Here is a 23,757-nt window from a genome sequence, read left to right on the forward strand (position 1 = left end):
TTTTATGGGGTTGTTGATACTTGGATTAGGAAACCCTGGAATAGAATTTTCTTTAACTAGGCATAATGTTGGCTTTTCTCTTTTAGATAAAATTGTTTCTAAGAACGGCCTTTTTTTAAAGAGAAAAAAAAAGTATGAATATTCAGAATTGAGAATGGTTTCTGGAAGAGTAATTTTGGTTAAGCCGTTGACTTATATGAACCTAAGCGGATCCTTATTCCCTTCAATATTTTCAGATTTTTATATGTGCATAAAAAATTTATTGGTGGTTCTTGATAATGTTGATCTTCCTTTGGGAAAATGTAGGCTTAAAGAGCGAGGTGGTATGTCTACTCATAACGGCCTTAAGTCAATTTCAAATGTTCTTGGAAGTTCTAATTACAGTAGACTTTATATTGGTGTCGGAAGCAATGTTATGTGTGATATAAAGAATTTTGTTCTTTCTAAATTTTGCAAGGATGAAATAGATAGACTTGAAAAATTGTATGACTTTTTAAGTGATGAGTTACTTGATATTAGCGAGGCAAATTTTAAAAATAAGGTTCAAAAAATCAATTCTAGTAATTTTTAATGCATTTTTTAGACAATAATATACAAATCAAAATAGATAAATTTTATAAAAAAAATTTTTTAAGTAAAAATAGGGTTATTGTTGCTTTTTCCGGAGGGGCTGATTCTACAACTTTATTGTTGAATTTAAAATATTATTTGAACAATAATATTGTTGCATTTTATTTTGCTCATTTTATTAGATCTGATAATGAGCAAAATCAAGAGATAGAGCATGTAAAGGGGTTTTGTGATTTTTATAATATTGACTTACAAATTAAGAAATGTGATATAGATATAAAAAGTGAGTCAGTTAGGTTGGGAGTATCTATTGAAGAGCTTGCAAGAAAATTCAGATATAATGCCTTGGAAAATGCTCTTAAAGAAAATGATGCAAATTATATTGCACTTGCTCATAATGAGAACGATCAAATTGAAACAATTATTATGAGATTTTTTCAAGGATCTTTTTTAGATGGTCTTGCAGGCATTCCTGGTGTTAATAAAAATATTATAAGACCTTTACTCGAGGTTTCAAGACTAGAAATTGAGAATTTTTTATCTTTAAATAATATTAGTTTTTTTGTTGATAGTACAAATGCTCAAAATTTATATCTAAGGAATAGGGTTAGAAATAATTTATTACCTTCTATAGAAAAGGTTTTTAAAGGGTACAAAAAATCTCTTAAAAGAATATCTGAATTTTCAAAGGAATTTGTAGATTATTTTGAAAAAGATGAATTTTTTCCCATTGAGAAAGGTAAATACTATTATTCTTTTGATTTGAAAACTTTTTTAGATTTTCCCAAGTATTTGGTGTTTAGATTAATTTTTAAAATTTTAAATTCAGAGGGAATTGTAGCTAAAGTTTCTTATAAATCTCTTAATGAAGTGTTTAAAGTAGAGATTGATAAAAAGAAAAACAATGTTTTGTTAAAAACCAATGATTTTTTTTTAGAAAAAAGGCATAATAAAATTAATTTAATTTTTAGAAGGGATGAAAAATTTTACAAACCTTTTGATTTTATTTTGGAAGTTGGCAAATGGCATAGTTTATCTTTAGGTAAGATTTTGCTAAAATGTTTAGAGTGTAATGCAGTTTCTGTATCAAGGCTAAAATGTTGTTCTTATGAGTTTAGATATAAATTTTTTAAGGATAGATTGAAAGCAAAAAAATTTTTTTCTAAGTTTATAAGGTGTAATCCGATTTATTTAATGTTATTAGCATTAGATAATAGGTTAATTGGAATTATTGATTTAAATACTTTAAACTTAGTATGGAGTGAAAAAAGCATTCTTAAAAAAATTAGTATATCTTTGATTGGAGGGCTTTTAAAGGAATGAATGGCAATAATAATATGAATAATAATGGAAAATCTAATAACAAAAAAAAGAATAAAAATTGGATTTTAGGACTTGTTGTTATTTTTTTAATTTCAGCAATATTTATGTCATATTTTATAAGGGGGGGGGAAAGCTATAAAAATGTTCCTTATAGCACTTTTCAGAGTTATTTAGACAATGGTTTGGTTGAATCTGTAGTAATAATTGATAAAAATTTGATTCAATTCGTTGTCAAAGGTTCTAACTTTGCAAAATCTTATTTTTCTACCAGTATTCCTTATCTTGATATAAATCTGCTTTCAGAACTAAAAAGTAAAAAAGTTGAGCTTAGCTCGGGTAAAAGCCAAGCTTCTTTGATTGGGGTTTTATTACAAACCTTGCCATGGATTTTATTTTTTGTTTTCTTTTTCTTTATATTTCGTCAAACTCAAGGTGGTGGCGGAAAAGTTTTTACATTTGGAAAAAGTAATGCTCAAAAATATGAGGCTGGAAAGAATAAAATCACCTTTAAAGATGTGGCTGGTCAAAAAGAGGTTAAGCAAGAGCTTTACGAAGTTGTTGAATTTCTTAAAAATCCAAAAAAATTTGAAAAAATAGGTGCAAAAATTCCCAAAGGGGTGCTTTTGGTTGGTTCTCCTGGCACTGGCAAGACTTTGCTTGCCAAAGCTGTTGCTGGTGAGGCTGGGGTTAGTTTTTTCCACATGTCAGGTTCAGATTTTGTTGAAATGTTTGTTGGGGTTGGAGCAAGTCGTGTTAGAGATTTATTTGACAATGCTAGAAAAAATTCTCCATGCATCATTTTTATTGATGAGCTTGACGCTGTTGGTCGAAGTCGTGGTGCAGGGCTTGGCGGTGGTCATGATGAAAGAGAGCAAACTCTTAATCAGCTATTGGTTGAAATGGATGGATTTGGAACGCATACCAATGTAATTGTTATGGCTGCTACAAATCGTCCAGATGTTCTTGACTCTGCTCTTCTTAGACCCGGACGATTTGATAGGCAAGTAACAGTTTCTTTGCCTGATATTAAGGAAAGAGAGGCAATATTAAATATTCATTCTGCAAAAACAAAGCTTTCAAAAGATATTAATTTACAAGTAATAGCAAGGGCTACTCCTGGAGCTAGTGGTGCTGATCTTGCAAATTTAATTAATGAAGGAGCCTTAATAGCTGCAAGAAATAATCAAGATGAAATTTTAATGAAGGATATGGAAGAGGCTAGAGATAAAATATTGATGGGAGTTGCAAAAAAATCTATGACCATTACCGATAAACAAAAGCTTGAGACAGCTTATCATGAGGCAGGGCATGCTTTGCTTCATTATTATCTTGAATACGCTGACCCACTCCATAAGGTTACCATTATTCCAAGGGGCAGGGCACTTGGTGTCGCATTTTCGCTTCCAAGAGAAGATAGGCTTTCAATAAACAAACACCAAATTCTTGATAAAATAAAGATATGTTATGGTGGTTATGCTAGTGAGCAAATAAATTTGGGCGTTACAACAGCGGGTGTTCAAAATGATTTAATGCAAGCTACTAGTTTGGCTAAAAAAATGGTTACAGAGTGGGGAATGGGTGAAGAAGTTGGTCCGATATTTTTAGTAGACGATGAAGCGCCCATTTTTCTTCCAAAAGAGTTTTCAAAGGCTAAGGCTTATTCTGAGAACACTGCTGATAAAGTTGATAGAGAGGTAAAAAGAATACTTGAAGAATGCTTAAAAGAGGCATCAGACATCCTTTTAAAGCATAAGGATCAACTTGTTAAGCTTGCAAAAGAACTTGTTTTAAGGGAAACTTTGACAGACAAAGAAGTAAGAGAGCTTTTGGGTTTTGAAGCTAGTAAAGATGAATACGATTTATTTGCAGCAGACGACTCTACTGTAAAAGAAGTAAAGGAGGGAGATATAAAAGGTTAGGGCAGTTGTTTATGTTTTATTTAAAGATGGGTTTAATTTTTTTTATTTCTATAAATCTAGGTGCAGCTTTAATCAAAGAAGATGAGGATATTTCAAGTATTCTTTTTAATGAATCTAAAAATTTTTCCAATTTTCAAAAAGGAATTGATTTGATTTATGGATCTCTTGATTTCAATCTGTTAGCCTCAGATTCTCTTTATGAGCTTGCATTAAAAGAGGATATTGCTTTGATAGACAAAATTTATTTATTAAGAGAAGCAATTAAAATTAATAACTTTAAAGCAACAGCTCTTAAAGAAATATACACTTATTATTTTGCGTTGCTTTTAAGGCAAAATGAAAGTAAGAATATGTATAAAGAAATTATTACTTTGTATAGAAACTTAAATGAAGAATTGCAAATAGATAAAGATTTAATTTGTATGAGACTTGAAGCTTCTGGAAGACTTGAAAGTTTTGGGGATGATTTTAAAAAAATTTTATTTAAAGCTTTTTCCTTGTATGGCAATGATTTTTTATTTTTTAAGTGGTTTTTAAAAGAAGATAGATTTTTTTTTAGCATTTTTAATACCATAAAATCAAAAGAAGATTTTTTCTTTACAACCGAAAATATTAATTATATATTTAGAAATTCAGATTTTAATTATGACAATTCTGTTTCTTTGTTTTCTTTTCTTAAGGGAAAAATTAAAGAATATAATGGAATTCATGGTATTTATTTTTTAAAATACAAACTTTTAGAACCCGATGAAGCTTATAGGGTTTTTAAAAAATTTCCTCCTGAGACAATAAGTGAATATAAAATGTTTTATGATCTTTTAGAGGATCCTGATATGAAGAGTAAATTTTTAGAAGATTATAAAAGCTTGTCAGGAATTTATTGTATTGATAATAAAAATAACATTGTCATACTTAAAGATGGAGTTTTAGTAGGTGTTTTTTCAGGAATAGTAGATTTTGACAATAAATTTAGTTTAAATAACAAATTTTTTAATAAAGTTTATTTTAAAGACAAGTCTCCAGTTTATTATGAGAATAGTTTGCTTGGCTATAAAATAAATTATTCTGTTTACCCTTATGTTGATATGATTGAAGTTCAATACTCTGATAGAAGGGATGTTTATGTTTTTGCTTTGCATACTTTAAAGCTTAATCTTTTTAACAATTTGGGTTACAATTTTAATAATCTTGGAATCAGGGAGTTGTTTTTGATTAACATTAAAGATTTTTTTCTTCCCACCGCTTTAAATTTATTTTTTGAAAAAATTTCTGTTTTAGATATTAGATCAAGTTTGATAAGTAAAAAAAAATATTTTGGATCTAATTTAGTAGAAATTAAAAATTATGTGGTTGGAAGTTTAGTTTCAATTTATAGAAAAGTTAATGGTTCTAAAAAATTTAATTATATTGAAATTTATGAGAAGGATAAATTAAAAATAAAGAAAACTTTGTTAGATGATGATTGTTTTGAAAGTTATTATTCTTTTGAATGATAACTTTAATAGAAGTCTTGATTATTAATTTTTAAGTATTAATGTTGATATTTTTTTAATGCTCTTTATTTATATAATTAAATTTTTAATTTACTTCGGGGAGGATTTTTGGGCTTTTGTTTGGACTTTGCTAGCAAAGAAGATGCTAAATTAAATAATATTGTGTCTGTTAGTCATTTTGATTTTAAAGTGAAAGTAAATTTAATTCTTGTAGTTGGGCCTATGGGAAGTGGAAAAACAGAATATGCTGCAAAAATTTATAAAGATTCTCTTGTTGTAAGAAAAAAATCTTTCAAGGTGCTGGGCAATATTATTAAAGGAAATAGGAATAGGGTCAATGTCTTTTTTATTAGAAATTTCCTTGACAAGAGGAGATTTCAGGATTATCCAGAGAATGTAATACCCTACAGAGGTGGTGGGAAAGATAAAATTGATGAGATTGGTTTTGCCAGCAGTTCTTTTGATATTGAAAATTTAATAGCTTCTAATTCTAATTGTGGTACTTTTATTATTGATGAGGCATGTTTTTATGATGAACGTTTAATTTTTGTTTTAAATAAAATTTCGTTAAATGAGAATATTTTATTTATATTGCCTACATTACTTTATAATTTTAGAAAAGAATCTTTTAATGATACTGCTAAACTTTTGGTAGAATATTCAGATAAGATTTATAAGCTTGGGGCTTATTGTGAGCACATTGATTGCATGGAAGAATCTTTTTTTTCGTATAGGTATTATTTTTATAACAACAAGGAAATTCCAGCTCCTTATTTTGATCCTTTACTTATTGTTGGTGGTGATGAAGAGATTGAATCTGCCATTTACCCAAATTACGCTACAAGATGTTCAATGCATCATTATCTTGTGGGCAAGGAGTATTTTTTTTCATTTTTAAAGCCATTTGCTTTGCTGTATTCGCAAGGAGATAAAGAATTTCTTGAAAATGAAATTGTAGCGTTAAGTACTGATGTTGAAAATTCTAATTTTGTAAATTCTTTAGATAGTGAAAAAGCGTGTGAATTTAGAGCTGAAATTTTAAAAAATATTTTAGAATTACCTTTTTTAGCAGAAAGAGCGTTAATAACTCTTTTCTCAGAATATAGCATCTTGAGTAAAGATAATTTTAAAGATCTTGTTTTTAAGTTTTCTTTAAGTGAGGATTATATAAATAAAATTTTTTTTTCCAAAGAAGGCAAAGAATTTTTTTAATAATAGTTTGAACTTTTTTCAAAAAATTCTTTAGTTTCGTCAATTCTTATCAGTTCTTTTTTAATAATTTCATGGTAATCAAACTCTTTAAGAGTAATTTTATGATATTCGTTTTCCCAGTTAGTTATTCCATCGTTTTCTAGCTTAACAGATTTGTAATTTTCAAGTTTTTTGTGGTATTTTAGTGCTTCATTGTAGTAGTTAATAGCCATTTTATATAATTTTTTTGATTTTTCTAGATTGAGAATAATTCCATTTTTTTCTGGAGTTTTGAAAAAATATAAATTTCTTGTGTCAAATAAATCTCCCAAATGTAAATTTTGCTTAACTAGGAGCAGATTTACATGCATTTTGAAAAGAAGTTTATATTTTGCCCACTGTTCTTTTGTTTCTATTTTAGTTAGTGAGTATTTTGGATTTCCAAATGGATATTTTAAGGCTTTTTGAAGAAAAAATATATTTTTTTTGTAGTTTTCAGGTTTTTTTTTCATTTGAGCGTTAAAGATTACATACCACTGTTCTGCATAATAAAATTTGGACGATGCATTTATTTTTGCAACTACTACTAAAAGAAGTAAAATTAGGTTTATTCGGAAAGTGATATTTTTAAAAATATAACTAATCATACGATTAATTATATTAGAATTTTATTAGATTAAAAATTTTTTTTGCGTTTTTATCTATATCATCTTTTATTGAATTGTCAATGTAAATTACATTAATTTTTTTTTCTAGTTTTTTAAATATTTGTAAATATTTAAGAGCAATTTGTTCAAAAGTTTTGTATCTTTCAAGCTCAAAAAGATCACTTTGTGTTCTATGTTTTTGTATTCTTTCATAAGCTATGTTTGGGGCTATTTCAATAAAGAATACTTTTTCAGGTAATGGAAAATTTTTATTTAATTCATATCCCAATTTTCCTTGATAGGCTATTGATGAAAATAAATAGCGATCAGTTATTATTTTTATGGATTTTGTGTTTAAAATTTCTAGTATTCCACCTTTTTTATATAAATGATCATGTCGATCTGCTGCATAAAGATATGCAAATGTTGATTCTTGTAAAGGATTTTTAAAATTCATTAATTGCTCTTTTATCATTTCTCCAATTATTCCGCTTGACGGTTCTTTTGTAAAATAATATTTTGATTCATCGTTGCAAAGAGTTTTTAGTTTATTGATGATGCTTGTTTTTCCGCTTCCATCAATTCCTTCTATGCAATAAAAGTTTTTCAATATTTTAATCACAAATATTTTTTATTCCTTTCTTTTGGGAGCCAATAACTAGGTTATTGATAATTATTATATAATAAAATTATATATGAGTGTATGAATTTGGGTTTTTTGAAAAAAAAGACATTTTTATTCTTGATTTTACCATTTTTTATTTTTGTTTTAATAATTTTTTCCATTAATCTATTTGTTCAAGTTCAAATTTATTCTGCAAAGTTTTTTGTTATAAAATATCTTGAATCAAAATTTGGCTTTAGGATTAAATATGATAAAATCTCACCGTATTTTTTATCATCTATCAAAATAGACGGTTTAGAGCTAAGCTTGGATGGAAAAGATAAAATATTAATGGATGTTGTTAGAGTAGATTTAAATCTGTTTAAATTAATTTTAGGTGATGAAAATATTATTTTAAATGTTTATGTTAAAGGGAGTAATTTGAATTTCGATATAAACGACTTTAGTTTGTCCGATGATTTAAATTCTAACAATGCCTATTTCGACAATGGAAATGTAATTTTAAATAAAATTTTAAACTATCTTTATAGATTAAATATTAATTTAGAAAATATCAATATTAATATTAAGCTTAATAAGAATAATAGTTGGTTGAGTTTTAAAGTTAAAAATTTTTCCCTAAGTACTTTAGATGACGATTTTTTATTTAGCTCTGTAGTTGACTTTAGTGCCGTTAAAAATTTAGAAATTAATTTGCCATCTAAGAGAGTTGGTGATGAAATTTTAGATTCAACTTTTTATTTTGAAGGGAAATTCAAAAAAGGCTTTGAGGATGGTTATGTTAATTTTAGTTTTTTTGAATTTAAAACAAGCTATTTTTCTTTGCTTGAGCAAGGATTTCAAATAAATTATTCAAAAGGAAATTTAAAAATTTTTAATTTACAAAGGGAGAATTTCGATTTTAATTTAAGTTATGACAAATCTAATGATTTTATTCGATTAGATGCTTTATTTTTCAATGTCAATCTTTTAGATTGGATTAGGTTAAGCAAAGACTTTGAAGTTTATAAAGATTATTTCGATATAAGTTTGAATGGTCAGTTGGCATTTTCTTATGATTTTAAAGATAAAGATTTAAGATATGCAGGAATAATAGATTCTTCCTTAAATGTAGATGCTGTGGGTAAAGAAATTCAAGGTTTACAACTTGAAATCAAAGGGAATGATAGCATTGTAAGCGTTAAAAATGCTTTTTTAAAGCTTAAAAGAGGAGTTGTAAACTATAAAGGTTATTATTCTTTAAAAGACTTACTTCCAATAGGACGTCTTAACTTTAAGTCTGCAAAAATTTTAAACTTTAACGACCTAAATGGATATTTAGATTTTAATAAAGATAAAAATATTTTTTTGGTTAAGTCTGATAATTTTAGTCTTGGAGATCTTAGTTTTCAAAATTTAAGTTTAAAAACTTATTTTTTAAAGGATAAAATTCTTGTTGACTATTTGATTTATTTAGAAAATAAAAATTCTCAAATTTCTTTAAAAGGTGATCTTAATGATGAGGAACTTTCTTTAAATTTAGGCATTAAAGAGTTTCCTTTGCTTTTTTTAAAAGAAGTTATTCCTAATTCTTACTTAATAAATTTTTTCCCTCAGGCTTTATTTTCGGGTAAATATTTAAATTTAGTTTCTGATTTTAATTTCAATAGATTTGATTATCATAAAAATATATTAAAAAAATTCAATTTCATGGTATTTTCAAAGTTAGATAATTTTAAATTCATGTTTGACGCTAGTGGAGAAAAAAATTTTTACAAATCAAACAACTTTGATTTGCAGTACAATGATTACAATTTGCATTCCAGCCTGCTTGTTGAGCTATTTGAAAGTGGGTTTAATATTATCACGAATTTTTCTTATTTGGATAAAAATTATCCTTTGCATTTTAATGTTGATCTTAAAAATAAGTTTATTGTTGCCGAATCTCCTCTTGGCATCAAATTAGATTTCAATTATTTCGATTCTAAAATAATTTATACCCTTAATGTTAATGGCTTTAAGGTTTACAATAAAACTTCTGATCTTTTAATAAATATAAATTTTCATGGAAGCTATTTGGGTCTTAATGACGATTTGAAATTTAAAATAGATAAATTTAATATAATAAAAGCTTCTAAAATACCTTTTTATAATTTTAATTTTGATTTTAAGGGCTTATATGAATATGATAAATTGTACATTACCAATGTTAGGTTTATAAACAAACTTTCAAATTTGCAAGGATATGGACAATTCAATTTAAAAGATAATTTGAATGGAAGTTTAAATCTATTTTCTAGCTTAAATTCAGAACGATATTTCTTAGGGATTAATTCCGATGAACATGGAAGTTATTTTTTGCTTAAATTTCAAGATTTAGATTTTTACAATTTTAATTCTTTATCTCTTTTAGAAGGGAAGGTTAGTGGTAATTTTTTACTAAATTTTAAAAAGAATAATTTTAAAAATTATTCTTTGAGTGGATATCTTGAAGCCGATAAATTAAATTTATTGGGTATTCCTGTGCAGTTTTCTTTGAATTTAGGATTATTGGACAATAAGCTTAACATATATGATATAAAAGCCAAGCGTAATAAAAAAGAGTTTCTTACCGGTAGTCTAAGATATGATTTAAGCAGTTCTATAGGTGTATCTAATATGGTTTTTAATAGTGATTTGTTTTCTTATAAGTTTAATGCAAATTTTAAAAACTTTGAAAGTAGGGATGAAGAGCTATTTGGAGTTTTAAAAACCAAAACAGAGGGTGAATTCTCCTTTAGAGATATTAAATATAAAAATGAGTTTTTATCTAATCTTACAGTTGAATTTAGTAATGATTTTGAAAAATTTAATATGGCTTCAATTGATTATGATCTTATTAATATTTTATACCATTATGGTAGTGGAGAATATAGCTTTATTTTAAAAGATTATTTGCCCCTTAGTTTTAATTCATCGGGCAAAATAATAAAAAATAAAATTCTTGGAAATGTTAGAGATATTAAATTTGATTCAAAAATAATCACTAAAGATTTTTTAGATTCACATTCTTTATTTAATATCGACAAGCATTTTATTCTTTACGATCTTGTTTTAGATGGTGAATTTGATATTGATGGGGATTTGCATAATCCTAATATTAATGGAAGCTTAAATATTCAAAAAGGATCAATGAGTACTGAGTATTTAAGAGCTTCTAGAAAATTTGGTGGTGATAGAGCTTTAGAAATATTTGATATGCCAGTTAAAATTCAGGATAATAAAATTATTTTTAGTAACGAGTTTGACCTGGATCGATATTCTAAGGCTTTTGTTTCTACTAGTTTAAATTTAAATTTTTTAAGTGATACTATTATTGATTATTACAAAATAGATATTAATGTGACTGGTAGAACGGGAGCTCCTATTAAGTTTGACAAAATTGCTTTAAGTTTTACAGGTTATGCTTTAGGCAATTTCTCAATTGAAGGAAATGCCGATGAAATTATGTTTAAGGGTGTTTTAAATATTTCAAATGCTTGGGTTTATTCTCTTGAAAGTTCTATTGTTGATTTATTAGTAAATCCCTTCAAACGAGCAAAAAGTGCACAAACAATTGATGTTAATGTTCAAGATTTTGATATTTTGACCCATCTTGAAATAAATTTTGATAGCGGTGTTACTTTTCATTGGCCAGATAGTAATATTTCGTTTTTACAAACTACTATTTCAAGAGGGGATAAGCTTGTAATAAAATCTGATACAAAAACGGATGATTTTATTCTTAAGGGGGATTTAAATATTGCAAATGGTTTTGTTAATTATAATAATAAAAAATTTATTTTCAAAAGTGGCGCTTACATATCCTTTAATGAGAGCAGAACTAAATTTGATCCATGGATAAAGGCGGAGGCTACAAATACTATTAAAGATAGAAATGATAAACTACTTGTTACAATAAGTATCGATAGTCCTTTGAGTTTGTGGAAAATTGAGTTTATGTCTTATCCTTTTAGAACTGAACAGGAGATTAAATATTTGCTTTCAGGCTCAACAATGGGGGGGGCTGAGGAGGGGGGATTGCGATCGGCAGGGACTAATGCTGCTGAAATGGCAATTGGAATAGTAAGTGACATTGCTCTTGATTTTTTAATTCAACCCATTGAAGATTATATGCGTTCTGTATTAAACTTAGATTTGTTGAGTATAAAGACAGATATATTGAAGAATTCTATTAATAGTAATTTTTTTAAAATTGGGAATCCTACTTTTGTTGATGTTCTTGATAATACAAGTGTTAAGGTAGGCAAGTATCTTGTTGAGGGTGTGTTTATTAGTGGGGGCTTTGGTTTTTTGAAAGAACAAATGACTCCTTTTTCAAAAGATTTGAATTTTGTTATTAATTTAGGTATTGAGTTTGATTCTCCATTTTTTTTGGTTAATTATGAGTTTGATTACAATTTTATGAAAAAAGGTTTAGATGGAATAGGAAATAATATAGGTATTTCTTGGAAATTTAGATATTAAATTGTTAAGAGGTTAAGATGGGTTCAATTAGAGGTTTGTTTTTTATAGGCTTTTTAATGTTTTTTATTGGTTTTAGTTTTGGTCAAGTTGAAAATTACAAAGGAAAAATAATAAAGGGCATTAGTTTTGAAGGGCTTAAAAATAAAAAAGAGATAGATTTTGTTAATATTTTAAAACCTTATGTTGGCACGGCATATTCTAATGAAATTTTTGATAAATTGCAAATTGATCTTTACTCTCTTGATTATTTTTCTGGGTTTATTAAGCCAATTTTCAAAATAGATGGCGAAGATCTTTTTATCACATTTATTGTAAAAGAAAAATCATTGGTTAATTCTGTTGTTTTTTCTGATAGCAGCAGAGTTTTTTGGAATAGTGAACTTGTTGAGAAGGTGAATATTAAAGTTAATGAGCCTTTAAATCTTGCAAGTGTTAACAAAGGTATTGAAAAGCTTGAAGAGATGTATAAAGACATGGGATATCTTGAGGTTTCTGCAAATTTTGAAATCAAAGAGGAAGGAAATTTAGTTGATATTATTTTTAATATAGTAGCCGGACCCAAATATGTTATTAAAGGGATTGATTTTGAAGGAAACTTAAGCTTTAAAAGCAGCACTTTGAGAAAATCTTTAGCATCAAGAGTAGTATCTCTTTTTTCAGATGGTAAATATTTAAAAAGTAATATTGACAAGGATAAACGTCAATTAGAGTCTTTTTATAAAAATAATGGATATATTGATATTAAGATTATCAATAGTACTGTTGACATTAAAGATTCTCTTAAGGATCCCCAAAGATTAGAAAAGGAAGTTTTTTTGAAATATTTTATTTCAGAAGGCAATGTTTTTAGATTTGGAAAGCTTGAAATTTTTGGTAATTTAGTTTTTAGTTTGGAAGAATTAAAAAGTTTTATTACCTTTAGGGAAGGTGATATTTTTAATAATTCTAAATTTGAGCAGGATTTTACCAAAATTAAGGAAAGTTATTTTAAAGAAGGGTATATTTTTACAGAAATTATTCCCTCACAAAAGATAAGAGGGGAGTTTGTTGATTTTTTAATTAAAATTTTAGAAAAAGATAAAGCTCATATTGAATCTATTACTGTTTCTAAAAATAAAAATACAGCTTCTCATGTAATACTTAGAGAGATTCCTCTTCAAGAGGGAGATGTTTTTAGTTTGGATAAGTTTAAGATAGGAATGGTAAATTTACAGCAGCTTGGTTATTTTTCTAATGTAGTCCCTGATATTGTTCCAAGTGCTACGGAAGGGCTTATGAGAATAAATTTAAACATTGAGGAACGAGCAACAAGTAATTTTGGATTTGGTATGAATTTTGGAGGCAGTTCAAATTCTTCGTTTCCGTTCTCAGTATTTGGGCAATGGGAGCTTTCTAATTTTTTGGGAGAAGGTTATTATTTTGCTGCAAGACTTAATTTATCTTTTTTGGAACAAAGTCTTAGTTTGACATTTAGAGACAATTGGTTTTTTCAGAAAAGATGGACTGTAGGTGGATTTGTAGATTTTTCACATTCTGTTAATACTGCTTATCAGGATATTAATGGACCTATTTTTTCTGGCAAAAGAGAAGTTCCTGATCCATTTACAAGTTGGGAAGAATATCGAGATGCTAAAAGCTTTTCTGATTTTAATGCAATGAATTATTCTTTGCTTAAACTTAGTTTTGGGGGGTTTACAGGGTATACTTTTTCTAATTATCTTGGTAAGCAAACTCTTCTTGGTACTTTGCAAACCGCTTTAAAATATGTTTTTTATGATAATGAGGTTAACAGGCCTTCAAATTATTATTTAAGAGATAATTACAAAACTTTTAGATTTGAAAATTCTCTTAGTTTGAGTGCAGCTTGGGATACAAGAAATTCTACTTCTTTATCTAATAATGGATTTTTGCTTAAGCAGCAGTTTGATTTTTTTGGTGGATTTTTGTTTGGGCAGAGTCATTTCGTTAAATCTGCTACAACCTTTGAAAGATATTTTTCTCTCTTAGGATATGAGGATGTGTTTACTCCTTATTTTGATATTATTTTGACCCTAAGGAGCGTCTATTCAAATATATTGCCTCCTCTTGGCAATGGTTTTGAAATTGAAATTCAACCCCATCATCACATAGTTCTTAGTGAAAATTTTATGCAGGCTAGAGGTTGGGGAATTTTGAAAAATATTTACAGTTCCTTTGTAAATACTGTACAAATATCTATTCCTTTGTTAAAAAATATTTTAGTTTGGGATGTTTTTTTTATAGATTTTGCCTCCTATTCTTTAGAAGGGCAAGAAAATTCTTTATTTAGACCTTTTAGTAGTTTTGCTTTTAGCTGGGGAACCGGAATTAGAAGTCTTTTACCTCAGTTGCCGCTGTCTTTTGTAATAGCTTATCCTTTTTATTTTGATAATAATAAAGTTAACAGTTATTACAAATATTTTTCTGGATTTAAATTTTTCTTAGGAATTGAGATGAGATATTAATATAATGCTATGGAGAAATTTGTGTTTTTTTTGATTTTACCATTATTTTTTTTATTGTCTTTTAATGTTTTTTCAATAGATGTTATTAAAATAGGCATTGTTGATTTTGATAGGATTGTTATTGAGGTTTTAAATCCCCAATTGAAAGCTAATCTTAATCAAATAAAAAATCGATATCAAGAGCAAATCAATACGTTGAATTTAGAACTTAAGAATTTAAAACAGATGTATGATAAGTCGATTGCTGATAATGATTTAGATAATGCAAGATCTTTTGGGAATCAATATAATTTGAAAATTGACGAGTTAAAAAGATTATCTAGTTTGGCAAAAAATAATTTGGAACAGCAGAGATTGGTCAATATTAATAGTGTAAATAATAATAGTGAATCTTTAAGCAAAATACTTCGTGGTATTCAATATGTTGCAGAAATTAATGGGTTTTCTTTGATTATGAAAAAAAATAATCCCTATATTCTTTATCATAACAGTACTGTTGATATAACAGACAATGTTGTTAAGCATCTTTTAGAAAAGGACAATAAAAATCCTTAAGACTTTTTGTATTTTTAAATATTTTTTCAAGTATTAAAGATTTTTAGAGTTTTTTGTTTACTTTTAATTACATTTAAAGTAAAAATTATTACTTATTATGAAAATTTTTTTATAAATTTTTTAAAATCAATTAATTTTAAAACAGCAAACTTGCTAACAACTAGATTGCTTATAATTGCATAAATTATTGCTTTTAGAGTCTTTTTCTTATTTTATATTCTTTCTTTTTAATTGAATTATATTTATTTTATAATATCAATTATAATTCAATATTATTTAGGAATCATATGGAAAAAAATGTTACCCCAATGATGGGGCAATACTTAGATATCAAAAAAAAATATAAAGATGCGATCATTTTTTTCAGAGTAGGAAGTTTTTATGAAATGTTTTTTGACGATGCAATTGAGGCAAGCAAGCTTCTTAATTTAACATTGACAAAAAGAGAAAATGTTCCAATGTGTGGAGTGCCTTACCATACTAGTAAGGAATATATAAGAAAATTAATTTTATTTGATAAAAAGGTTGCAATTTGTGAACAAGTGTCTAATTCTGCTCTTGGGGGGCCTTTAGAAAGAGAGGTTGTTGAGGTAATAACCCCAGGTGTTATTATTGATGAAGATTTTTTAAATGATGATGTTAACAACTATTTAGTTGCTATTAGTGATTATAAGAATTATTATTCGTTTTCTTATATAGATTTATCTACTTCTAGTCTTGGGGTAATGTTTTATGAGAATAGCTTTTTTGAAAAACTTAAAAGAGATCTTGAGAAATACTCTCCTAAAGAGATAATAGTTTCTGAAAACTTTTATTATGAATATTTAGAGAAGCTTAATCTTAATCGGTTTTTAATTAACAAAGTACCTGATTGGCACCTTAATAAGGATGTTGCAATAAAAATAATAAAGGAGCATTTTAACATACTTGGATTGAGCTCTCTTGGATTTGATGAAGAGAAGCCTTACTACATTTCAATTTTTCTTATTATAAATCATATAAAAAATAATTTAAAAAATTTATTAAGTAATATTGATAAAATAAATATTAATAATGATTCTTCTTACATGTTTCTTGATGATGTAACTCAAGTGAATCTTGAACTTGTAAAAAACAATAATGATTTTTCTTCTCAATATTCATTATATTCTGTGTTAAATGATTGCAAAACTGCAATGGGAAAAAGACTTTTGCGGGAATTTATTTTAAATCCAATTTTAAATATTTCTGAGATTAATACTAGGCTAGATCATGTTGAATTTTTTTGTAAAAATATTAGCTTGACTATGACTTTAAGAGAAACTTTTATTAATATATGGGATATTGAGAGAATAATATCTAGAATTCAGATGAAAAGATACATTAAAAAAGATTTTTTATTTATTGAAAAAGCCCTTTCTGTATTTTTTTTGGTAAAAAAATTATTCGATAAGCATAATTTTGATTATTGGACTTTTGATAAGTTTGAAGAGGATAGTGTCTCTAAAGTTTATTTTTTGATAAAAAGTGCAATTTCAAGCTCATCTGATGAACTTATTAAAAGAGGTTATGATTTAAAGCTTGATAGTTTGAAAGATTTAAAGATTAATGCTAATAAATATATTGATGAATATCTTGAATCAGAGAGATTGCTTAGTAAGATCAATAATCTAAAGATTAGAAAAACTAATAATAGAGGATTATTTTTTGAAGTTACGAAGAGTAATTATGCTCAAGTGCCATCTCATTTTATAGAAAGCCAAACTTTAAATTCTTCAAAAAGATATAAAACAGAAAAACTTATTTCTCTTGAAGTGGATATTAATAATGCTGAAGACAATGTGGTTGCTTTTGAGCAGGAGATTTTTGATGAAATAGCATCAAATGTTGTTGAGCATAATAAAGTTCTTAAAAAGGTTGCAGAATTTTTTGCATATATTGATTTAGTTGTTAATTTTGGTTATTTGGCAAAAAAAAATGAATATAAAAGACCTGTGTTGACGGGTAATAAAGAAATTTTTCTTGACAAGTCTCGTCATCCTGTTGTTGAGCACTATGTGAAGAATACTGAAATCTTTACTGAAAATTTTGTAAGGATTGATAAAGAAAGGTATTTTTGTTTAATTACTGGTCCTAATATGGCAGGTAAATCAACTTATTTGCGCCAGGTGGCTTTAATTACTCTAATGGCACATATAGGCTCTTTTGTGCCAGCTTCCAAGGCTTTAATAGGCATTACAGATAAAATTTTTTGCAGAATTGGAGCAAGTGACAATATTGCCAAAGGAGAATCCACTTTTTTGGTTGAAATGAACGAAACGGCTAATATTTTAAGAAATGCAACAGAAAAAAGTTTAATAATTATGGATGAAGTTGGAAGAGGTACTAGCACAAATGATGGGCTTGCTATTGCTTATTCTATTATAGAATATGTTTTAGAGAATATTAAAGCTAGAAGTTTGTTTGCCACTCATTTTCATGAACTATCGGCTATTAATCATAAAGCTTTTATTAATCTTTCAATGAAAATTGAAAAGCAAGGCAATGATCTTGTTTTCTTAAGAGAAGTTGAAGAAAAACCATCTCTTAATTCCTACGGGATTTATGTTGCTCGCATAGCAGGACTTCCTTTAAAAGTAGTAGATAGAGCTAATGTTATCTTAGAAAGTTTGCTCAGTCGAAAGGATGGCTCTTGTTTAGAATTTCTTCCTTATAGTTCTTCTGATAACCATAATAAAGAGGTCTTAAAAAATGATACTGATGTTCATGTTAAGTTAAATGAGTATTTGGAGTTAAAAAATTTTATTTCTAATATAGATATTAATAATATTACCCCTTTTCAATCAATTGAACTGCTAAATCAAATTGTTTTAAAAGTTGTTTCTCAGTCCAGTTAGTATGAGCTATTTAAATGTTTTAAAAAGTATATTTTTGCCTTTTTGCGTTTTTTGTGGAAAAAGATATGTATCTTCTAGTGCTCTTTGTGATCAATGTAAGTCGCTTTTTAATTTTAAAATTCAATTCGACGAAAATTTGATTTATTTTTTTGAATATAAAGAACATTATAAATCTTTAATTTTGTCTTATAAGAGAGATGGTCAAAAGTCGATTGGTAGATTTTTAGCAAGTGAAATTGCTAAATGTTTGAGTAATATTGAATTTGATCAAATAGTAACTGTTCCTTGTAGCTTTAAAAGAAAATTATTTTATGGTTTTGATCACATGGAATATATTGGTATTTTATTAAGCCGCTTTGGTTTTGATTATATAAATGTTTTTTCAAGAAAGTATGGGAAAAGTCAGAAGTTAATGAGAGGAAATCTCAGATTTAGAAATCTTGAGAATAAAATTAAATTAAGATCAAAGTATAAAAATTTTCAATTTAAAAAAATTGTTTTGCTTGATGATATTGTTACTACAGGAGCATCTATGTGCGCTTGTGAAGATCTTATTGTGCAATTTGGAGCCTATAAGGTTATAAGGTTTTCATTGGCCAAATCTTATAATTTGGTTTAATGTTGACATTATTTTTTCTAAGTGTTACCCTTGATTTAAGGTTTAGTTATGTATTTAATAAGGTTCTTTTTAAAGAACCTTATTACTTTTAGGAATTTAGTTGATTGAACATTTTGACAAAAACAATGAAGTTTATAATTTGATAAAAAATTTAACAGAACGATCAAATGTTGAAATATTAGAGATTAATGTCTTTAGAAATAAAAATAGTGGGAAAATTCAAATAGTTCTTTATAGCAAGAATTTTTCTCTAGGCGTTGATTTGCTGACTGATTTGCACAAGATGATTTTATTAATTTTAGAAGCAAATCTTAAATATAGTTTTACTTTAGAACTTTCTACACCAGGAATAAATAGAAAAATAAAAAGTGACAGAGAGTTTAAAATTTTTGAAGGTAAAAAGATTAAGTTGATGCTAGATAACGAATTTGAAGAGGGTTTAATATTGGAATCAAAATCAAAAAGTTTTATTTTTAAAACAGATAGCAAAGAATTAAATGTTTTTTATAGTGATGTTAAGAAGGCTAGATTAGTTTAAGGAGGAAGTTTGGATGATAAAGGGCACGGGACATATGATTGTAAGTATTGCAAATGATCGCAGTATGAGTATAGATTCTATTAGAAAAACAATTAAAGAGTCAGTATTGATAGCTTATAAAAAGTATTTTGGAAGTAATGAGAATGCTTTTATTAAATTTGATGATGATACGGGAGATTTGGTGGTTTATGCAAAAAAGAAAATTGTAGAAGAGGTAAAAGATTCTTTGCTTGAAATATTAGAAAAAGATATCTCAAAAGAAAATCTTGTAGAAGATGGCTATGCTTACATTGAAATTAATCCTAAGGTTTTTGATAGGCTTTCTATTCAGGTTGCAAAACAAAGAACCAAAAATGATTTGCAAGGAATTGAGGATAATGAAATTTTATCAGAATTTAAAAGCAAGTTGAATAAAGTTGTTATTGGGTATGTTCAGCAAAATAGGAATGGTGATCTTTATGTTAATCTTGGCAATACGGATGGTATAATTCCTAAAAAGTATCAATCGCCAAGAGAAGTTTACAGTCTTAATGATAAGATTAGAGTTTTAGTTTATAATGTCAAAAAGGGAAAAAATGGCATTGAAGTTATTCTTTCTAGAACCCATCCAAAGTTTATTGAAGAGCTTTTAGCGCTTGAAATTCCTGAAATTGAAGAAGGTATTATTAAGATTCATAAAATAGTTCGTGACCCAGGTTACAGAATTAAAGTCGCTGTTTATTCTGAAAAAGAAGAAATTGATCCTGTGGGCCCTTGCATAGGGCAAAAAGGAGTCAGAATTCAATCTATAATTAAAGAGCTTGAAGGAGAAAAAATTGATATTATCCCTTATAGTAAAGACATTAAAGAATTTATAAAGGATTCTTTGACCCCTTCTAAGATAGAACATGTTTATATTCTTGACGAGGATTTACATAAGGCTTTAGTAGTTGTTAGTGATGATCAACTTTCCCTTGCTATAGGTAAAATGGGTCAAAATGTTAGACTTGCTAATAGACTTCTTGACTGGGCTATTGATGTTAAAACTAGTAGTCAATTTGCAGAAATGAAGGCTAATTCGGAGTTTAAGCAAGAGACACTTGAAATGTTTGATAAAGTTATGCAAGATGTTGTTGAAGAGGAACAATTTGAGGAGATCAGTAAAATAAGTGATCTTAAATTACTCGATTCTTCTGTGATTTCTAATTTATCAAAAGAAGGACTTAATGATATTAACAATTTTTTACAAGCAGATGAGGGAGTGCTTTTTAATCTTGGAGTAAGTTATGAAAAACAAGAAGAAATTAACAAAATATTAAAAGAGGGAATGATAATAATTGCTAATGATAATGATGAGTCTATAGGAAAGGCAGAAGAAGATGAAGAACTTCTTTGCCCTGAATGTGGTGTTGTTATAAATGAAAATATGACCTCCTGTCCGGGTTGTAAAATAGGGCTTAGTTTTGAGTTTGAGGAGGAGTAAGGTTGTCGACAAATATTGATGATATTAAAAATGACGATGGTAAAAAAATTAAGATTATTAAGTTAAAAAAAAAGGTAGTAAAGATTGTAACGCATAACGATTTAAGCGGTAAAAATAATTCAAATAATTCTATTGAGTTGCATAGGCAAAACAACAAAGCTGAATATTCACAAAACAGAGATAACAGACCTGGTGGGTATTCGCAAAATAGAGACAACAGGCCTGGTGGGTATTCGCAAAATAGAGACAACAGAACTGGTGGATATTCACAAAATAGAGACAACAGAACTGGTGGATATTCACAAAACAGAGACAACAGACCTGGTGGATATTCACAAAATAGAGATAACAGACCTGGTGGATATTCACAAAACAGAGACAACAGATCTGGTGGATATTCACAAAACAGAGACAACAGACCTGGTGGATATTCACAAAGCAGAGACAACAGACCTGGTGGATATTCACAAAGCAGAGACAACAGACCTGGTGGATATTCACAGAGCAGAGACAGTTTGGCCTCTCAAAATCAAGGTTTAACAAAGAAAGCATATGTTACTAAAAATAACCCCCAAAGTAAATATACCACTTCCATGTCTTTTAGAAGAGTTATAAAAACTAAAGTTCCTTCTATTGTTAGCAGCGCACCTTCAGCAGATTCTGAGAATAGCAAAGAGTTAAATCGTAAGCTTGGCGAGAAGAAAAAACAGCAACAAGAAAGTCAAAAGAGCTATAAGAGGAAAAAAGCAGAAACCGAGAGCAAAACAATTGAACAAAAGGTTTTTGAGCAACTTCAAAAAAAGAAAAGAGAAAATTTAGCTAATCCCATTCCAAAATCAATTGACATTATGGGTAGCATTACTGTTTCTGATCTTGCAAGAAAGATGAATTTAAAGTCTTCTGATTTGATTGCTAAATTAATGGCTTTAGGCGTAATGGTGACTATTAATGAAAAGATAGATTCTGATACGGCAACTATTTTAGTTGAAGAATATGGTTCAAAAGTTAATGTTGTTTCTATTTATGATGAAACGGTTATAGAAGAAGAAGTAGAAGATCAGAGCAAAAGAATTGAAAAGCCCCCTGTTATTACAATAATGGGTCATGTTGATCATGGTAAAACTAAGCTACTTTCTGTGCTTCAAAATATAGATATAAATCAAACAGAGTCTGGTGGTATTACTCAGCATATTGGAGCTTATACTATTGTTTATAATGACCGAGAAATAACATTTTTAGATACTCCTGGTCATGAAGCTTTTACTATGATGAGAAGTCGTGGAGCTCAAGTTACGGATATTGTTGTTCTTGTTGTGTCAGCAATTGATGGCGTTATGCCTCAAACTATTGAGGCTATTAATCATGCAAAAGAGGCAAATGTTCCAATTATTGTTGCTATAAATAAGATTGATTTGCCAGATTCAAATCCTGATAAGATTAAACATCAGCTTTCAGAATACGATTTGGTACCCGAAGATTGGGGAGGAGACACTATTTTTGTGTTGATTTCTGCTCTTAAAAACATAGGGATTTCTGAACTTCTTGATATGATTCTTTTGCAGTCAGATATGATGTTATTAAAGGCAAATCCATCTAAAAGAGCTGTTGGGAAAGTACTTGATGCCAAGATTGATTTGGGGCGCGGAATAGTTTGTTCTGTTATTATTGAGAATGGAACTCTTTATGTGGGAGATTCTTTTGTAGGTGGAGCGTGCTACGGTAAAGTTAAGGCATTAATTAGTGACAAGGGTGTTTCTGTTAAGAGCGTTGGACCTGCTAAAGCTATTAGTGTTTTGGGATTTTCTTCAATGCCTCAGGCTGGGGATCCTTTTCAAGTAACTAAAACTGAAAAAGAAGCAAAATTGATCAGTTCCAAAAGGCAAGATCTTAAAAAATATGAATCTTCTAAAAATGTAAAGAAAGTTACCATGTTAAATCTTTATGATTCAATCAAAGAAGGAACCCTTAAAGAGCTTAAAATAATTTTAAAAGCAGATGTTCAAGGCTCAGTCGAGGCTTTAAAGAATTCTCTTGAAAAATTAACAAACGATGAGGTTCGAGTAAGAGTTGTGCATTCATCAGCAGGTGTAATAACTGAAACAGATATTAGTTTTGCTTCAGCAAGCGATGCTATTGTTATTGGATTTCATGTGAGACCAACTGCAAAAGCTCAGATACTAGCAGATCAAGAAAAAGTTGAGATTAGAAAGTATAATGTTATTTATGATGCTATAAATGATATTAAATCAGTTCTTGAAGGGATGCTTGAACCGGATATTGAGCAGCAATTTATTGGTTTTGCTGAAGTGAGGGCTGTAATTAATGTTCCTAAAGTTGGGGTAATAGCTGGTTGCTATGTTTCTAGGGGGTTAATAAAACGAGATGCGATTACTAATGTGATGAGAGATGGTTTACAGATTCATTCTGGCAAAATTTCATCTTTAAAACGATTTAAAGATGATGTTAAAGAAGTTGCTGAGCAATATGAGTGTGGTATTATGATTGATAACTATGCTAATATTAAAGAAGGAGATGTAATTGAAGCATTTGAGGTAAAAAAGGTAAAAAAATCTTTTAAAACTTAGTATTGTTTTATTTATATGTGTTTATGTATAAGAATATAAAAAAGTTTAAACTTGAAAGTTTAATTGCTCAAGAAATTGGCAATTTAATAGTGAGTAGGGGAATTAAAGATCCTAGAATTCATTCATTTTTAACCGTGGTTAAAGTAGAATTTTCAAAAGATTTAATAAATGCTAAAGTGTTTATGGGCTCAATTAAGGAAGGTGCTTCTTTAGATAATGCAGTTAAAGCTTTAAATAATGCTAAGGGGTTTATTCAAAGTCAAATTGTTAGGCGAATTAAAGTTAGGAGTACTCCTAAATTATTATTTGTGAAGGATGATTCTCTTTCTAAATCATTTTATGTTAATAAGATAATTGAAGGATTAAATATTACAAGAGAGAATTAA

At 28.0% G+C, this 23,757-nt stretch carries 16 protein-coding genes; 14 read left to right on the forward strand and 2 right to left on the reverse strand.

Going from position 1 to position 23,757, the window contains the following annotated elements; genetic code table 11:
- The first annotated feature begins 4 nt into the window (after positions 1–4).
- From pth to QIA27_RS04525, 5 genes are all read left to right on the forward strand, one after another.
- Complete coding sequence (gene pth / locus QIA27_RS04505; RefSeq protein WP_301354202.1) at positions 5–571, forward strand: aminoacyl-tRNA hydrolase; 567 nt, start codon at positions 5–7, stop codon at positions 569–571.
- Complete coding sequence (gene tilS, locus QIA27_RS04510; protein ID WP_301403670.1) at positions 571–1,893, forward strand: tRNA lysidine(34) synthetase TilS; 1,323 nt, start codon at positions 571–573, stop codon at positions 1,891–1,893. The genes pth and tilS overlap by 1 nt, the downstream gene beginning before the upstream one ends.
- On the forward strand, positions 1,890–3,812 hold the full coding sequence (gene ftsH, locus QIA27_RS04515; protein WP_301354204.1) for an ATP-dependent zinc metalloprotease FtsH: 1,923 nt from the start codon (positions 1,890–1,892) through the stop codon (positions 3,810–3,812). Before tilS ends, ftsH begins: the two co-directional genes overlap by 4 nt.
- Before the next feature lie 11 nt (positions 3,813–3,823).
- Positions 3,824–5,305 carry a hypothetical protein gene (locus QIA27_RS04520; RefSeq protein ID WP_301403671.1) on the forward strand — a complete coding sequence of 494 codons (1,482 nt, stop codon included), beginning with the start codon at positions 3,824–3,826 and terminating at the stop codon, positions 5,303–5,305.
- A 108-nt stretch (positions 5,306–5,413) separates the two neighbouring features.
- Positions 5,414–6,517, forward strand: coding sequence for a thymidine kinase (locus QIA27_RS04525; protein ID WP_301403672.1), 1,104 nt, complete (start codon positions 5,414–5,416; stop codon positions 6,515–6,517).
- Here QIA27_RS04525 and QIA27_RS04530 read toward each other — a convergent pair.
- Both QIA27_RS04530 and tmk read right to left on the reverse strand, forming a co-directional pair.
- On the reverse strand, positions 6,514–7,143 hold the full coding sequence (locus tag QIA27_RS04530; RefSeq protein ID WP_301386547.1) for a hypothetical protein: 630 nt from the start codon (positions 7,141–7,143) through the stop codon (positions 6,514–6,516). The genes QIA27_RS04525 and QIA27_RS04530 overlap by 4 nt on opposite strands.
- 13 nt (positions 7,144–7,156) lie before the next feature.
- Complete coding sequence (tmk, locus tag QIA27_RS04535) at positions 7,157–7,765, reverse strand: dTMP kinase (RefSeq protein ID WP_301403673.1); 609 nt, start codon at positions 7,763–7,765, stop codon at positions 7,157–7,159.
- 81 nt (positions 7,766–7,846) lie between these two features.
- Here tmk and QIA27_RS04540 point away from each other — a divergent pair, with 81 nt between their 5' ends.
- The 9 genes from QIA27_RS04540 (at position 7,847) to rbfA (ending at position 23,757) form a co-directional block, all read left to right on the forward strand.
- Positions 7,847–12,253 carry a translocation/assembly module TamB domain-containing protein gene (locus QIA27_RS04540; protein ID WP_301403674.1) on the forward strand — a complete coding sequence of 1,469 codons (4,407 nt, stop codon included), beginning with the start codon at positions 7,847–7,849 and terminating at the stop codon, positions 12,251–12,253.
- A gap of 17 nt (positions 12,254–12,270) precedes the next feature.
- The gene (gene bamA / locus QIA27_RS04545) at positions 12,271–14,736 is read left to right on the forward strand and encodes an outer membrane protein assembly factor BamA (RefSeq protein WP_301403675.1); all 2,466 of its coding nucleotides are present in this window, start codon (positions 12,271–12,273) and stop codon (positions 14,734–14,736) included.
- A gap of 21 nt (positions 14,737–14,757) precedes the next feature.
- Positions 14,758–15,291 carry an OmpH family outer membrane protein gene (locus QIA27_RS04550; RefSeq protein WP_301386550.1) on the forward strand — a complete coding sequence of 178 codons (534 nt, stop codon included), beginning with the start codon at positions 14,758–14,760 and terminating at the stop codon, positions 15,289–15,291.
- A gap of 287 nt (positions 15,292–15,578) precedes the next feature.
- Positions 15,579–18,167, forward strand: coding sequence for a DNA mismatch repair protein MutS (gene mutS, locus QIA27_RS04555; RefSeq protein ID WP_301403676.1), 2,589 nt, complete (start codon positions 15,579–15,581; stop codon positions 18,165–18,167).
- Position 18,168: 1 nt separating this feature from the next.
- Positions 18,169–18,786, forward strand: a complete 618-nt coding sequence (locus tag QIA27_RS04560) for a ComF family protein (RefSeq protein WP_301354213.1) — start codon at positions 18,169–18,171, stop codon at positions 18,784–18,786.
- Between the two features lie 100 nt (positions 18,787–18,886).
- Entirely contained in the window at positions 18,887–19,324 is a 438-nt protein-coding gene (gene rimP, locus QIA27_RS04565; protein WP_301386552.1) for a ribosome maturation factor RimP, read from the forward strand.
- A 13-nt stretch (positions 19,325–19,337) separates the two neighbouring features.
- Positions 19,338–20,786, forward strand: coding sequence for a transcription termination factor NusA (nusA, locus tag QIA27_RS04570; RefSeq protein ID WP_301403677.1), 1,449 nt, complete (start codon positions 19,338–19,340; stop codon positions 20,784–20,786).
- Between the two features lie 2 nt (positions 20,787–20,788).
- A complete protein-coding gene (gene infB, locus QIA27_RS04575; protein ID WP_301403678.1) occupies positions 20,789–23,371 on the forward strand; it encodes a translation initiation factor IF-2 in 2,583 nt (860 codons plus the stop codon).
- A gap of 23 nt (positions 23,372–23,394) precedes the next feature.
- Entirely contained in the window at positions 23,395–23,757 is a 363-nt protein-coding gene (gene rbfA, locus QIA27_RS04580; protein WP_301354217.1) for a 30S ribosome-binding factor RbfA, read from the forward strand.

Source organism: [Borrelia] tanukii (assembly GCF_030439725.2).
In the GTDB taxonomy this organism is placed as follows: Bacteria; Spirochaetota; Spirochaetia; order Borreliales; family Borreliaceae; genus Borreliella; species Borreliella tanukii.